This is a genomic window from Arthrobacter sp. 10T416, from assembly GCF_056394165.1.
This window is the reverse complement of sequence record NZ_JBFTHI010000011.1, coordinates 106,552-120,220: the sequence shown is the minus strand read 5'-3', so window position 1 is coordinate 120,220 and position 13,669 is coordinate 106,552. Positions and strand designations below refer to the sequence as shown.

Annotated in this window: 11 protein-coding genes; 1 reads left to right on the top strand and 10 read right to left on the bottom strand. The window is 68.9% G+C overall.

What is annotated here, in order from left to right:
* Positions 1-14 precede the first annotated feature (14 nt).
* From AC1DBE_RS12535 to AC1DBE_RS12510, 6 genes are all read right to left on the bottom strand, one after another.
* Positions 15-1,442: an amino acid permease gene (locus AC1DBE_RS12535; protein ID WP_476878941.1), complete on the bottom strand. Its 1,428-nt coding sequence runs from the start codon at positions 1,440-1,442 to the stop codon at positions 15-17.
* A 283-nt stretch (positions 1,443-1,725) separates the two neighbouring features.
* On the bottom strand, positions 1,726-2,466 hold the full coding sequence (locus AC1DBE_RS12530) for a response regulator (RefSeq protein WP_476878942.1): 741 nt from the start codon (positions 2,464-2,466) through the stop codon (positions 1,726-1,728).
* Positions 2,463-3,755 carry a sensor histidine kinase gene (locus AC1DBE_RS12525; RefSeq protein WP_476970730.1) on the bottom strand — a complete coding sequence of 431 codons (1,293 nt, stop codon included), beginning with the start codon at positions 3,753-3,755 and terminating at the stop codon, positions 2,463-2,465. The genes AC1DBE_RS12530 and AC1DBE_RS12525 overlap by 4 nt, the downstream gene beginning before the upstream one ends.
* A gap of 35 nt (positions 3,756-3,790) precedes the next feature.
* On the bottom strand, positions 3,791-4,684 hold the full coding sequence (locus AC1DBE_RS12520) for an ABC-2 transporter permease (protein ID WP_476878943.1): 894 nt from the start codon (positions 4,682-4,684) through the stop codon (positions 3,791-3,793).
* A 3-nt stretch (positions 4,685-4,687) separates the two neighbouring features.
* Positions 4,688-5,632, bottom strand: coding sequence for an ABC transporter ATP-binding protein (locus AC1DBE_RS12515; RefSeq protein WP_476970729.1), 945 nt, complete (start codon positions 5,630-5,632; stop codon positions 4,688-4,690).
* A gap of 125 nt (positions 5,633-5,757) precedes the next feature.
* Positions 5,758-7,257 carry a bifunctional phosphatase PAP2/diacylglycerol kinase family protein gene (locus AC1DBE_RS12510; protein WP_476878945.1) on the bottom strand — a complete coding sequence of 500 codons (1,500 nt, stop codon included), beginning with the start codon at positions 7,255-7,257 and terminating at the stop codon, positions 5,758-5,760.
* Positions 7,258-7,295: 38 nt separating this feature from the next.
* Here AC1DBE_RS12510 and AC1DBE_RS12505 point away from each other — a divergent pair, with 38 nt between their 5' ends.
* On the top strand, positions 7,296-8,012 hold the full coding sequence (locus tag AC1DBE_RS12505; protein WP_476878946.1) for a phosphatase PAP2 family protein: 717 nt from the start codon (positions 7,296-7,298) through the stop codon (positions 8,010-8,012).
* On the opposite strand, the gene AC1DBE_RS12500 is transcribed toward AC1DBE_RS12505, so the two are convergent.
* The 4 genes from AC1DBE_RS12500 to AC1DBE_RS12485 all read right to left on the bottom strand — a co-directional run bounded on the left by AC1DBE_RS12500 (position 7,945) and on the right by AC1DBE_RS12485 (position 13,667).
* Positions 7,945-9,129 carry an MFS transporter gene (locus tag AC1DBE_RS12500; protein WP_476903709.1) on the bottom strand — a complete coding sequence of 395 codons (1,185 nt, stop codon included), beginning with the start codon at positions 9,127-9,129 and terminating at the stop codon, positions 7,945-7,947. The genes AC1DBE_RS12505 and AC1DBE_RS12500 overlap by 68 nt on opposite strands.
* Positions 9,126-9,893 carry a DeoR/GlpR family DNA-binding transcription regulator gene (locus AC1DBE_RS12495; protein ID WP_476878948.1) on the bottom strand — a complete coding sequence of 256 codons (768 nt, stop codon included), beginning with the start codon at positions 9,891-9,893 and terminating at the stop codon, positions 9,126-9,128. Before AC1DBE_RS12495 ends, AC1DBE_RS12500 begins: the two co-directional genes overlap by 4 nt.
* 66 nt (positions 9,894-9,959) lie before the next feature.
* Positions 9,960-11,642: an ABC-F family ATP-binding cassette domain-containing protein gene (locus tag AC1DBE_RS12490; RefSeq protein ID WP_476903710.1), complete on the bottom strand. Its 1,683-nt coding sequence runs from the start codon at positions 11,640-11,642 to the stop codon at positions 9,960-9,962.
* Positions 11,643-11,687: 45 nt separating this feature from the next.
* Complete coding sequence (locus AC1DBE_RS12485; protein ID WP_476970728.1) at positions 11,688-13,667, bottom strand: penicillin-binding transpeptidase domain-containing protein; 1,980 nt, start codon at positions 13,665-13,667, stop codon at positions 11,688-11,690.
* Positions 13,668-13,669 lie beyond the last annotated feature (2 nt).

The following is a 13,669-nucleotide window of genomic DNA, read 5'->3' as shown; positions in this document are numbered from 1 at the left end:
CCATGCCCCCGGCCTTAGGAGGCCGGGCCGACGCCTGCGGTTGCTTCTTCGCCGGTCTCGGCGCCGGCCCCGGCGTCGTCACCGGTTTTCGCGGCAGCGTTCCCGCGGTAGCGCCACACGCCGAGCCCTACCACCAAGGCGGCGAGGGCCAGGGAGAGCAGCAGCGACTCCCGGGTCGTGTCCAGCACCACCATGCCTACCAGCAAGGCCACGATGCTGATGATCGCCACCCAGGTCAGGTAGGGGAAGAGCCACATCTTCAGCTCGAGGTCCCGGGCGGCGGTGCCCATCCGGCGGCGCAGGATCAGCTGCGAGATGGAGATGACTAGCCAGACGAACAGGGCGATCGCGCCGGAGGTGTTGACCAGGAACAGGAACACGGTGTCCGGGGCGATGTAGTTCAGGCCCACGGTGATGAACCCGACCACGGTGGAGGCCAGCACCGAGCCGGCCGGGACGCCGCGCTTGGAGATCCGCATCCAGGACCGGGGAGCGTCGCCGCGGCGCGAGAGTGAGAAGAGCATCCGGCTGGCGGTGTAGAGACCCGAGTTCAGGCAGGACAGCACGGAGGTCAGCACCACAACGTCCATGATGGTGCCGGCGCCGGGGATGCCGAACAGCTCGATTACGGCCACGTACGGGCTCTTGGCGACGGAGGCGGAGTTCCACGGCAGCAGGGTCACCACGATGGCGATGGAGCCGATGTAGAAGACCAGGATGCGCCAGACGGTGGACTTCACGGCCTTCTTGACGGCGTCGACCGGGTTCTCGGATTCGCCGGCGGCGATGGTGGCGATCTCTGCGCCGAAGAACGAGAAGACCACCACGAGGATGCCGGCCAAAACGGCGCCGGGTCCGTTGGGCATAAACCCGCCCTTACCGGTCAGGTTGTCCAGTCCCGGGGCGGGAACGCCCGGGATGAGGCCGAGGATGGCCGCGACGCCGAAGAGCAGGAACAGCACGATGGCGGCAACCTTGATGGAGGCGAACCAGAACTCGAACTCACCGTACGACTTCACCGAGCCAAGGTTGGTCAGGGTCAGGAGGATCATCAGGGCCAGGGCCCAGACCCACTGGTCGATGCCGGGCACCCAGCGGTGCATGATCGCGGCGCCGGCGGTGGCTTCGATGCCGAGCACAATGATCCAGAACCATGCGTAGAGCCAGCCGATGCTGAAGCCCGCCCAGCGGCCCAGGGCCTTGTCCGCGTAGGTGGAGAAGGATCCGGTCTCGGGGTTGGCGGCTGCCATTTCACCGAGCATGCGCATCACGAGGATGACCACAAGCCCCGCCGCCAGATAGGCCACCAGGATGCCCGGACCGGCCTGCTGGATGGCGGCGCCCGAGCCGACAAAGAGGCCCGCGCCGATGACGCCGGCGATGGCGATCATGGACAAGTGCCGGGGTTTCAGGGATTTGGAGAGTTGCTGGTCAGCCTGCATGAAGCGCCGTCCTTCGTGGGTGGTGTGGGCCCGTGCCTCCGCTCCGGCGATGCCGGGCAAGGATGTGCGGCGGACCACAGTGTCGTTTCACACTAGACCGCCAGCCCGAACCGCTGTTCTGTGCAGATATACAGATTACGGCAGCGGTTTTCGGACGGACCTCCAGCAATGGGGCCCGGGAGGCAATGGGTGTTGCCTCCGCGGCAATTCCGAAATGTGCGTGAAACCACTGTTTCAGGCTCCTGGGGGCACGGTTGCGCCGATCGCCCAGCAGTCCGTGCGCCTAGTAGTCCGGGTTGCTCGGCACCACCAGGCCGGTCTCATAGGCGTAGACCACGGCCTGGACCCGGTCCCGGAGCTGCAGCTTGTTGAGGATGCGCCGCACATGGGTTTTGACGGTCGCTTCGGACAGGAAATACCGGTGCGCGATCTCGGCATTGGATAGACCCTCGGAGATGGCCTCGAGCATTTCCGTCTCCCGTGGCGTCAGTTCCTCCAGCAGGGGATCCCGCGCGGGCCGGGCCGCGGGCCGCGGCTGCCCGCCTGCTGGCCCGCCTGCCTGCCCGTCCGGGCCGCCGTCCTGCTGCCCGCTGCGGACGTAGGTCTCCAGGAGCCGCCGCGTAATCCGCGGTGCCACAACGGCGTCGCCGCTGGCCACAATCCGGACGGCGCTGACCAGCTCCGCGGGGGCCACATCCTTGAGCAGGAAGGCCGACGCCCCGGCCTGCAGTCCCGCGAAGGCGTATTCGTCGAGGTCAAACGTGGTCAGGATGATGATCCGCGCCGCCGAGCCGGAGGAGGTGATGGTCCGGGTCGCCTCGATCCCGTCTAGTACGGGCATCCGCACGTCCATCAGCACCACGTCGGGCCGCAGCTCCTCGGTGCGGCGCACGGCCTCGGCTCCCTCGGAGGCTTCGCCCACGACGCACAAATTCTCCTCCCCTTCGAGGATCAGCCGGAAGCCCATCCTGAGCAGGGGCTGGTCGTCCACCAGCAGGATGCGGATCGGTCCGTCGTCGGTCATGACGCTCCCTTGTCTAGGTTGCAGTTCAGGACGGCGCGCACACGCCAGCCCCCCTTCGCGGCCGGTCCGGCCTCCACCGTGCCGGCATAGAACCGGGCGCGTTCGCGCATCCCGGCGAGGCCCTGGCCGGAACCCAGCGGTCCGGGTGGCTGTTCCAGGCCGCCCTTGCCGTCGTCGAGCACCTCGATGGCCACGGTGGCATTGTTCCGCGAAATCCTGACATCCACACGGCCCAGGGACCGGCCGTAACGCAGCACGTTCGTCAGCGACTCCTGGACTATCCGGTACACCGTCAACTGGAATGCGGCGTCTTCCGGCAGCGCCGGGCCGGAGTGCGAGTACTGCACGGGCAGGCCGGCCGTGCGGAATCCCGCCAGCAGTTTGGCCAGGTTCCCGCCGGCCACCAGCGGCTCCCGGGGGGCCGCGCCCGGGGCGGCATCATCGCGCAGGACGCCGAGGACCCTGCGCATATCCGCCAGCGCCGTCCGGCCGGTCCGGGAGAGTTCGCCGAGCACCTCCCCGGCCCGCTGCGGGTCCCTGTCCAGGACGACGGCGGCGCCGTCGGACAGGCTCACCATCACGGTGAGGGAGTGCGCCACGACGTCGTGCATTTCGCGCGCAATCCGGTTCCGTTCGTTCACCGATCCAAGCTGCGCGGCGGTGGCGGCCCAGGCGGTGATCTCCTCCTCATGCTCCCGCCGCTGCCGGACCGAGATGCCGATTCCGGTGGCAATCACGCTGGAGAGGATGATACTCACCCCGGCCGCGATGCTGGTGACCAGCTGGAAGTTGGCCGGGGTGCTGACGGCCATGTCCGGCAGCCGCCCGTCCAGCGGGCCGACGGCCAGCGAGACGTAGAGTGCCGCCAGCGGCGCCGTCGAGAGGGCCAGGGCAATAAAGGTAAAGCGCCGGGAGCGGACCAGGGCCACCGAGTACAGGGCGAACCAGAGGCCGGCCGAGACGTTGGAGCCCCACGGGTGCAGCGCGGAGACCGCGAGTTCCAGCACGGCCGCCGCCGCCAGGACCAGCACCGGGCGGGCGCGGCGGAACAGGAGCACGACGGCGGTGGCGGCCAGCAGGACCAGCACCTGCCACGGGCCGCCGCGCAGGGACTGCACCGCCGTCGGGGTCGCCAGGAGCAGGTAGGTAAGGACCACCAGGACGTCCATCACCCGCGGGTGCAGGTGGAGGTAGCGCCGGACCCGGCCGCGCCGCCGGGCCGTGATTTCGGCGAAGGACGCACCGGCCTGGCCGGCCGGTGCGTCCTTGGGGGGTGCTGCGTCGATCATGCTCCGAGCCTAGACGCTGGTACCCGCGGGCCCTGCTAGACGTCGCGCTTCTTGAGCAGGAACCCTGCGAGGACCAGCGGGATGACCGCCCAGGCACCCAGGACCAGGGCGGCCTGCCAGGCTTCCAGGGTGTCCGGAACGTGCTCGGACGCGGTCAGCGGCGCCAGCGTGTTGGCCGGCATGAATTTGCGCAGTTCCTTGACGAAGTCGCCCTGGATGATTTCCAGCGCAATCGGGAGCACGAAGAAGATTCCGACGAGGCTCATAATGCCGCCGGCCGAGTTGCGGATCAGCGCCCCGAGCGCCATCCCGATTGCGGCGACCGCTGCCACGTAGGCGCTGTTGATCAGGAGGGTCCGGTAATAGTGCCCGCTGGAGATATCGAGGGTGTGGCCGTACTGGTCCAGGATCGGCGCGGCCACCAGGCCGGCGAGATAGAGGGACACGGCGGTGACCAGGAAGGCGGACACCACCACCACAACCAGTTTTGCCACGAAGGCCGGGATGCGCTTCGGGACGGCGGTGAAGGTGGACCGCGCCATGCCGGTGGTGAACTCGGAGCTGATGATCAGCACGGCCAGGGAGCCGAGGATCAGCTGTGCGAAGGAGATTCCGGCGCTGGGTGCGGAGGCGGCAATGTCGCCCTGGGCCGCCAGCGCGGCGGACCGCTGGGGATTGCTGGAGGACGCCTGCAGTGCCTGGCCGATTCCCCACGCGGCGAGGGCGCCGACACCGACGATCACGGCGACGGTGGCCGCCAGCAGGATAAGCGTGGACAGGAGCGTGCGGAACTTGATGACTTCGGAGTTCAGGACGCGCAGGAAACTGGGCCCGGGTCCCGTGCTGAGGCTGTTGCCGGCCGGGGTGCCCGCCGTGCCGGCGTGGGCGCCGCGGCTGGAGGGGGTGGGTTCGAGGGTGGTGGAGCTCATGGCTTAGTTGCCTCCGGACTGGTCGGGGGCGTGGGCACCCGTGGTGACGAGCGAGTGGTATTCGACCTCATCCTTGGTCAGCTCCATGTAGGCCTCCTCAAGACTGGCCTGGAGCGGGGTAAGTTCGTAGATCATGACGCGGTTCTCAAGCGCGGTCCGGGCGATGTCGCGCGGCTGGAGACCTGAGACCTCCAGGAGCTCGTTGTCCTGGACTTCCACGGTGACGCCCGCGCCGGCCAGAAGCTGCATCAGCTGGTCCGGCTGGTCGGTGCGGACAAGGGTGCGGCCCTGCCCCTTGCCGGTGATGATGTCCTGGATGGGCGCATCGGCGATGATCCGGCCCCGGCCGATCACGATCAGGTGGTCCGCGGTGACGGCCATTTCGCTCATCAGGTGGCTGGAGAGGAACACGGTCCGGCCCTCGGAGGCCAGGTACTTGACCAGGTTCCGCACCCAGACCACTCCTTCCGGGTCCAGGCCGTTGACGGGTTCGTCCAGGATGACGGTCTGCGGGTCGCCGAGCAGTGCCGCGGCGATGCCCAGCCGCTGGCCCATGCCGAGGGAGAACCCGCCGACCTTCTTCTTGGCCACCTCGGCCAGCCCGGTCATCTCGATGACGTCGTGCACACGCTTCTTGGGGATGCTGTGGGTGGCGGCCATGGCCAGCAGGTGGTTGTAGGCCGAGCGGCTGGTATGGACGGCTTTGGCGTCCAGCAGGGCACCGACGTCGCGCAGCGGCGCCTGGTGGCGGTCGAACGGCACGCCTTTGACGGTGACGGAGCCCGACGTCGGCCGGTCCAGTCCCATGATCATGCGCATGGTGGTGGATTTTCCGGCGCCGTTGGGGCCCAGGAATCCGGTGACCCTGCCGGCTTCGACGGTGAAATTGACTCCGGCGACGGCGGTTTTTTCGCCGTACACCTTGGTCAGGCCTCGTGCTTCGATCATGGAAGCGTTCCTTTGCGTCGCGTGTGGTTGTGTACCTACCACGCTACCGACGCGGGCGGCCGAATTCGCCGCTCTCAGGGATGATTCAGGGCCCGGTCAGGGTAGTCCGCGGGGATGACCCGTGGCTATTCCGTTTGCGGGGTGTAGTAGACCAGGCCTGCGGGTTCCACCGAGAACTCGACGGCGCGGACGCCGGGCATCACCTCACCGTCCACGGCCAGCACCATGGTGGTGTCGCCCGGTTCCACGCGGATGCGGGTTGCCTCGCTCAGGTGGGTGATCCGGGAGGTGGCCACGGTGCCGGTCAGCACGGACCAGAGCAGCCGCAGGCGGGCGAAGGATTCGTCCGCGGTGATCATGCGCAGGTCCAGGACGCCGTCGTCCAGCACCGGACGGACCAGCGGGGCGTGGTCGCGCGGGTAATAGCGGCCGCGGCCGACGTACAGAATCCACAATTTGTGCCGCCGGCCGTCGACCACCAGGGTGCTGGGAGTGCCTGCGGCGAAGGTACGGAACATGGCCACCACACCTGCCAGGGGCTTGCCCAGTGCGGGCTGGAGGTGTTCCCTGCGGCGCACCAGGTTGGGGTAGAGCCCGATGCTCGCGGTGTTCAGCATGGTGAGGTCCAGCCGCTCGGGGCTCTCCGGCAGGCCCCGCTCCACAGCCACATGGCCGAGGTCGGCGCAGGCGGCCTCGCCCCGGGTGGCAGCCTGGACGGCCGCCTCGAGGGTTCCGATGCCGGCGTCCCGGGCAAAGTGGTTGAGCGTGCCGCCGGGCAGCACCAGCAGCGGGATGGAATGTTCGACGGCGGCCGCGGCGGCCGTGCCCACGGTCCCGTCTCCGCCCCACACGCCGAGGGCAACGACGCCCGGGCGGGTGGCGACGGCCGTGATTTCCGCTGCGACGTCGTCCTCCGGGCCGATTTCCTTTATATACGCCTTGGGGAATATTTTCTGCAGGGCACCGGCTGTTTCGGCGGCGTAGGAGCCGCCCAGGGTATTCACGGCGATGCCGAGCCCCTCGCCGTCGGGCAGCGCCGGGGCGTCCACCGGACTGCGCCGGACCGCCGGGAAAGGCGGCCGGACCGGCCACCACTTCCGCGTCACAAGGGCGGCGCCCGAGCCGATGGCTGAGCCGAAGAAAACGTCCGAGGGCCAGTGCGCACCGGTGTGGACCCGGGAGTAGGCCACCGCGGCCGCGGCCGGTGCCAGTGCGGCGCCGAGGGCCGGACGGACCAGCCCCACGCCCAGGGCGAAGGCCGCGGCCGAGGCCGAGTGGCCCGAGGGCATGGAGGAACTGGTGGGCTGGGGGTTGACGAAGCGGAAGACGGGCAGGTGCTCCGGCAACGGGCGGGCGCGGGGCAACAGCGTCTTGAAGACCATGTTGGTCACTGCGGACGCGACGCCCTGCGCCAGGAGTCCGTGCAGGGCGGCCCGGCGGGTTTTCCCCGGGAAGAGCGCCATCACGGCCGCAATGCCCATCCAGAGCTTGCCGTTATTGGCGGCAGCGGACAGGTGGCGGAAGAAGTCATCGTGGCCGCCGCCCGGGAGCCGGGAGACTGAGCGGACCAGCCTGCGGTCCAGCTTCTCCAGTCCCCGCGGTGTTTTTCTCAGCATGCTTCGCATTTCCCCACCTTACTGCCGGGCGCAGCTAGGATGAGGCGATGACCCGAGTGCTGGATCCCCGGCCATTGGCTGCAGGCCGCGTCCTGGCGGTTAGTACCGTTATGCTCACCGTCGCCGCGGTGCTGGGCGGGTTGTTGCTGGCCAACGTCGCCAACCCGCCGTTCCAGGGCCTGGACCGGGGGTGGGCGGGGTTTATCACCGGCCTGCGCAGCCCCTTCTGGGACGCCATCAACGCCGTCCTCAACGTCGCCGGCTACCGCGGGGTCCTGGTCGTGCACGGACTTTTGGTGCTGGCTCTCCTGATCCGGCGCCGGCCGCAGACGGCGGTTTTCAGCGCCGCCGCCGGAGTGGCGGTCCTGATCCTCACCCAGGTCATCAAGGCTGGCGTGCTGCGCGAACGGCCGCAGAACACCGTGGTCCTCACCGACACGGGGTCGTTCCCCTCCGGTCACGTCGCCACCACCACCGCCTTCGTCCTGGTGCTGGCACTGCTGATGGCCAAAGCGTGGGTATGGCTGCTGGCGTCTGCCGGCACCATGGCCATGATGGTCAGCCGTACCTACCTGTCGGCCCACTGGCTGACGGACACCGTTGGCGCTGTCTGCCTGGCAGCCCCGGTGGTGCTGCTGCTCTGGCTGGGATTCCAGCGCTCCTGTATCCGGGAGAACGGCGACGCGCGGCGGCTCCTTAGCTGGCGCGCACGGGCCGCGCGGCGCCGGCGAGCAGCAGGGCAACCAGAATCGGCACACCGATAACCAGCAGCGCCAGCCGGATTCCGGTCAGGTCTCCGAGGTAGCCCAGCAGCGGTGGCCCGGCCAGGAACGCCACGTACCCCAGCGTTGACACGACAGAGACCCGCGCCGCCGCGTGGCGTGGATCGTCGGCCGCCGCGGACATACCCATCGGGAAAGCCAGCGCGGCCCCCATTCCCCAAAGCGCTGCACCGGCTGCCGCCAGCCAGATGTTACCGGCGAGGACAAAGAGTCCCAGCCCGGCCGCAGCGGCCGCCATGCTGGCCCGCAGCACGGCCACCCGGCCGTAGGCGTCGATCGCCCGTCCGCCAAAAAAGCGCATGGCCGTCATCGCCAGAACAAAGACCGCAAACAGCAGGGCACCGCTCGACTGTTCGGCGCCGAGTCCGTCCACGGAGGCCTTGGCGATCCAGTCGTTCCCGGCACCCTCGGTCAGGGTTGCGCCCAGGACGACGACGCCGATCAGCAGGGTCCGGCCGTCCCGCCAGGCGGCAGCCCGCGGCTGCGGAGCCTCACCTGCGGCGGGGGCGTCCGGCGTCGTGTGCGGCAGGAAGTAGCGGGGAGCCATCTGGGCGGCGACGGCCACCACGAGGGCGATGACCAGCAGGTGGGTAGGCAGTCCGACGCCGAGTTCGGACAGGCCGGCCCCGGCCAGCGCGCCCACGAAGGCGCCGCCGCTGAAGGCCGCGTGGAACTGCGGCATAATCGTCCGGCCCAGCCGGTGTTCGACGTCGGCCCCTTCAATGTTCTGGGAGACGTCCCAGAGGCCGATGCCGATGCCGAAGAAGAACAGGGAAACAGCCGTTCCGGCCACGGAGCCGGCGTTGAGGGACAGGGCGATGCCGACGCCGCCGGCGGCCGCCAGCAGACCGGCCGCGCGGACGGTGTTGCCCGTTCCCAGCCGGCCCACCACCCATCCCGCCGTCGGCAGGGCGATCAGCGAGCCTACGGCAACGCACAGCAGCAGGCTGCCCATCTGCCCGGAGCTGAGTTGCAGGATTTCGGTGACCGCCGGGATGCGGGCGGCCCAGCTGGCGAAGACCAGCCCGTTGATGCCGAAGATCAGGAACGTCGCCGCGGCCGCGGCTTTGACCTGCGGGGCGGTTGTTGTGCTTGTCATACGATCACTGCTTCCACCGAGTGTCGGGCGAGCTCAGCACGTTCGGCCGGGCCCAGGTTCTTGTCTGTCACCAGAATGTCGACGGCGTCGAGCGCAGCGACCAGCGCGACGGCGCTGGCGTTCCACTTGGCATCCGAGCACGCGGCAATCACGCGTGCGGCTGACTCGAGGCCGGCGCGTTTAACGGCTGCGTCCTCGAGGTCGTGGGCCAGGAGGCCGTCGCGGAGGTTCAGCGCACACGGTGTCACGACGGCGGTGTCGAACCGGAGGGCGCGGATGTTGGATTCGGCCATGGGGCCGCGGAAGGACAGTTCGCCGGGGGTGAGGCTTCCGCCGGGCAGCAGCAGTTCTGGCCGCGGGCCGGGGGCCGTTCCGGTCAGGGCGTTGACGGCCTGCAGCGACATCGGCATGACTGTGATGTCCCGGCCCTGCAGCCGGCGTGCCACTTCGGTGGCTGTGGTGCCGCTGTCCAGCCAGACGTGTCCGCGGTCTTTGAGCAGGGCTGCCACGCCGGCGGCGATGCGCATCTTGGCGTCGTGGTCCTCGAGTTCACGCTGGCCGTACTCGGGGTTCTCGCCGCGGGACACCAGGCTCCGGGCGCCACCGTGGACGCGGCGCAGGACCCCCCGGAGGGCCAGGACGTCAAGGTCGCGGCGGATAGTGGCACCCGAGGCGCCGCATTCGGCGGTGAGCTCTTCCACGCTCATGTGCTCCCGCTGGCGCAGCAGTTCACCGATCCTGCGGTGACGCTCCTCGGTACTCATGCTTAAACGATAGGTCTGGATGATCAATTAATCAAAAGTTTGATCATCTACGGGTGTGCGGGCGGATTAGCGGGCGCGTTCGACGCGTTTTTCGTCCCAGACGGGTTCACCGGATTCGTAGACCCGGCCGTCGGAGCCGAACACGAGGAACCGGTCGAAGGTCCGGGCGAACCAGCGGTCGTGGGTGACGGCCAGGACCGTGCCCTCGAAGTGGTCGATGGCGCGTTCAAGCGCCTCGGCCGAGTGCAGGTCCAGGTTGTCCGTGGGCTCGTCGAGGAGCAGCAGGGTGGCGCCGGAGAGCTGCAGCAGCAGGATCTGGAACCGGGCCTGCTGGCCGCCGGAGAGCGACTCGTACTTCTGCTCCGACTGCGAGGCCAGGCCGTAGCCGTCCAGGGCGCCGGCGGCCGCCTCGCGCGCCATCCCGGAGCGGTGTTCGTCGCCGCGGTGCAGGATTTCCAGCAGGGTCTTGCCGAGCAGGTCGGGACGGACGTGTGTCTGGGCAAAGAATCCGGGCCGGATCCGGGCGCCGAGCTTCACCGTTCCCTCGTGCGGGACCTCGGCGATTTCGACGTCGGATACGGGGAGGTGCTCACGTTCCGGATCCGTGCCGCCGGTGGCCAGCAGCCGAAGGAAGTGGCTCTTGCCGGAGCCGTTGGAACCGAGGACGCCCACCCGGTCGCCGAACCAGACTTCGGTGGAGAACGGTTTCATCAGTCCGGTGAGCTCGAGCTTCTCGGCCACGATGGCGCGCTTGGCCGTGCGCCCGCCTTTGAGCCGCATCTTTACGTTTTGTTCGATCGGCAGCGCTTCCGGCGGACCCGCCTCCAGGAACTTCGCCAGCCGGGTCTGTGCCGCGTGGTACCGGTTGGCCATGTCGGAGCGGAACGCCGCCTTGTTCTTGTACATGTTGACGAGTTCCTTGAGCTTGACGTGCTCCTCGTCCCAGCGCTTGCGGAGTTCCTCGAAACGGGCATTGCGGTCGGCGCGGGCCTCAACGTAAGAGCCGAAGCCGCCGCCGTGGATCCACGCGCCGGCACCGTTGATGCCGGGTTCCAGCGTCACGATGCGGCCCGCGGCGTTGTTGAGCAGCTCGCGGTCGTGGCTGATGAAGAACACGGTCTTCTTGGACTCGTTCAGCTTTGCCTCGAGCCAGCGCTTGCCCGGCACGTCGAGGTAGTTGTCCGGCTCGTCGAGCAGCAGCAGCTCGTCCGGTCCCGCGAACAGGGCTTCGAGGACCAGCCGTTTCTGTTCGCCACCGGACAGGCTCGACGCCGGCCGGTGCTGCGCGCGGTCAAACGGCAGGCCAAGTGCCGCCATGCAGACTTCGTCCCATACGGTCTCGACGTCGTAGCCGCCGGCGTCGCCCCAGTCGACGATCGCCTGGGCGTACTTCATCTGGGTCGGTTCGTCGTCGTGCTCGATCATGGCCAGTTCGGCTTCGTCGACGGCGCGCGCGGCGGCAGCCAGGGCGGGCGGCGCGGCGGACACCAGCAGGTCCCGGACCGTGGAGTCGTCCCGGACCTGGCCGACGAACTGGCGCATGATCCCCATGTTCCCGGACCGGCCGATCACGCCTTCGTCCGGGACGAGGTCACCGGAGATGATCCGGAAGAGGGTGGTCTTGCCGGTTCCGTTGGGTCCGATCAGCGCTGTTTTGCTGCCGTCCGGGACCTTGAACGTCACGCCATTGAGCAGCTGGGTGCCGTCGGAGAGGAAGTAGTCGATGCCGGATACGTCAATATGAGCCACGCAGTAATCCTCCCACGGCTGGGTCTTCCGGTGGCCCGGGGGCGGCTAGCCGGCGGCCGCAGTAAGGAAGTCCTTGAGCAGCGGGCCGGAGGTGGTTGCGCCGAGGCCGCCGTCCTCGACAAACACGGCGACGGCGAGGTCCCCATGGACAGCCACAATCCAGGCGTGGGTCTTGGGCGGGTTGTCCTTGCCGAATTCGGCGGTGCCGGTCTTGGCGCCCACCGGGGCCCCCGGAACGTCGGCGAGGAAGCCGGCGTGGCCCGAGGTCACCACGGCGCGCATCATGTCAGCGAGGGACGCGGCTTCCGCGGCCGTGATGGGTTTCCCGGCCGCCTTCGCGGGCGCGGGGGCGGACGTGGACGGCGCCGCCGTCGGACCGGCCGACGGCGTGGCGCCGCCTGCGGGTGCGGCGTTCGGGTTCAGGACCAGCTGCGGTGACACGGGAGCACCCTTGGCGACCGAGCCGGCCATCACGGCGGCGGCTAGCGGTGAGAGCAGCACCTTGCCCTGGCCGATCATGGAGGCCGCGTGCTCGGTGCCTTCAGCCTCGCCCGGGACCGAGCCAAGGAAGGCCGCGGCGCCCAGGGACGGCGCCTCGACGGCAACGCCGAGGGACGTCGCGGCGGACTCCAGCTGCGCCTGGCTGACCTTGCCCCGGGCGTTGATGAACGCGGTGTTGCAGGAATGCGCGAAGGCGTCCCGCAACGTCACTGATCCGAGGGACGTCGCAGGGTAGCCCTCGGCATTCTTAAAGGTCCGGCCGTCCACCGTGAGGGTGGGGGGGCAGTCCACCTTGTCATCGGGGGTCATGCCGTTCCGGAACATGGCCAGCGAGTCCACCATTTTGAAGATGGATCCCGGGGCGTACTGGCCCAGCAGAGCGGTGTCGTACCCGTTGCTGCCGGGGCCGGAAGCTGCGGCCAGGACCGCGCCGGTGGAGGGCTTGATGGCCACGATGGCGGACGCCGGACCGACGTCGGCCAGGGTGTCCTCGGCCAGTTGCTGCAGCCGCGTGTTCAGGGTGGTCTTCAGCGCGGTTCCGGGTTTCATCGGTTCCTGGAACAGGACGCGACGGCCGCCGTTGGCCAGCCCCTGACGCTGCTCGGCAGTGAGGCCCTCGGTCTGGGCGAATACCTGGGTGCCGCTGGTTCCACGCAGTTGCGCGTCGTACTGCTGCTGGAGCCCGCCGGTACCGGTGGTGTCGCCGCTGTGGAGTGTGCCGCCGGACTTTTCGATCTGTTCGGCGCTGGCTTCACCAACGGTGCCGAGCACGGCGCGGGCAAACGTGCGGCTGGGAGCCAGGGGAAGGGAGTCCGCGATCGCGCGCGCACCAGGGATGGCGGCAATCTGCTCGTCGGTGACGGTCCGGCCCTCCTGCCGCAGGGTGATCGCGGCGACGAAAGCCTGGGGTCCGGCGGCCGCGACCTGCTTGGTGTAGGCGGCCGGGTCAACGCCCACCAGCCGTGCCAGTTTGCCCGCGGCGGCGGCGGGATCCGCGGAGTCCAGCTGCTGCTTGTCGATTCCGACGTGGACCACGGGCCGGTAGGTGACCAGTTTGGTTCCGCCGGCGCCGAGGATGTCGGCCCGCTGCGGGGACTCGCTGGAGCTGCCCACGACCTCGGTGTCGGCGAGGCCGGGCACCAGCAGTTCAGGGCTCCAGACGGTCTTCCACGTGCCGTCGGCCTTCTTCAGCTGCGCGGTCACGGTGTATTTCCACTCGCCGGCGCCGAGCTTCCAGCTGTAGTCCAGCGGCACCGTCGCGGTGTCCTTGTCGAGCTTCAGCTCACCTGCCGCGACGGCGGGTTTCACCGGGTCGAGGGCCTTGAAAACGGCCTTGACCCGATCGTTCGCGGCGGCGGAGTCCTTGCCGTCAAAGGACACGGTGCCGACGTCGAGCGCGGCCACGGCCGACGCGAGCTGCTTCGCCGCATCCTGCGCACCGGACCGGCCGTCGTCGCACGCGACCAGCGTGCTACCGAGAACCAGACCAACGAGAGCAAGCGAGAGCTTCTGAATTTTCCCCATTG

Excerpts from the sequence above, each read along its gene's own strand:
- AC1DBE_RS12535 (WP_476878941.1), bottom strand. The coding sequence starts at position 1,442 with ATGCAGGCTGACCAGCAACTCTCCAAATCCCTGAAACCCCGGCACTTG.
- AC1DBE_RS12530 (WP_476878942.1), bottom strand. The coding sequence starts at position 2,466 with ATGACCGACGACGGACCGATCCGCATCCTGCTGGTGGACGACCAGCCC.
- AC1DBE_RS12525 (WP_476970730.1), bottom strand. The coding sequence starts at position 3,755 with ATGATCGACGCAGCACCCCCCAAGGACGCACCGGCCGGCCAGGCCGGT.
- AC1DBE_RS12520 (WP_476878943.1), bottom strand. The coding sequence starts at position 4,684 with ATGAGCTCCACCACCCTCGAACCCACCCCCTCCAGCCGCGGCGCCCAC.
- AC1DBE_RS12515 (WP_476970729.1), bottom strand. The coding sequence starts at position 5,632 with ATGATCGAAGCACGAGGCCTGACCAAGGTGTACGGCGAAAAAACCGCC.
- AC1DBE_RS12510 (WP_476878945.1), bottom strand. The coding sequence starts at position 7,257 with ATGCGAAGCATGCTGAGAAAAACACCGCGGGGACTGGAGAAGCTGGAC.
- AC1DBE_RS12505 (WP_476878946.1), top strand. The coding sequence starts at position 7,296 with ATGACCCGAGTGCTGGATCCCCGGCCATTGGCTGCAGGCCGCGTCCTG.
- AC1DBE_RS12500 (WP_476903709.1), bottom strand. The coding sequence starts at position 9,129 with ATGACAAGCACAACAACCGCCCCGCAGGTCAAAGCCGCGGCCGCGGCG.
- AC1DBE_RS12495 (WP_476878948.1), bottom strand. The coding sequence starts at position 9,893 with ATGAGTACCGAGGAGCGTCACCGCAGGATCGGTGAACTGCTGCGCCAG.
- AC1DBE_RS12485 (WP_476970728.1), bottom strand. The coding sequence starts at position 13,667 with ATGGGGAAAATTCAGAAGCTCTCGCTTGCTCTCGTTGGTCTGGTTCTC.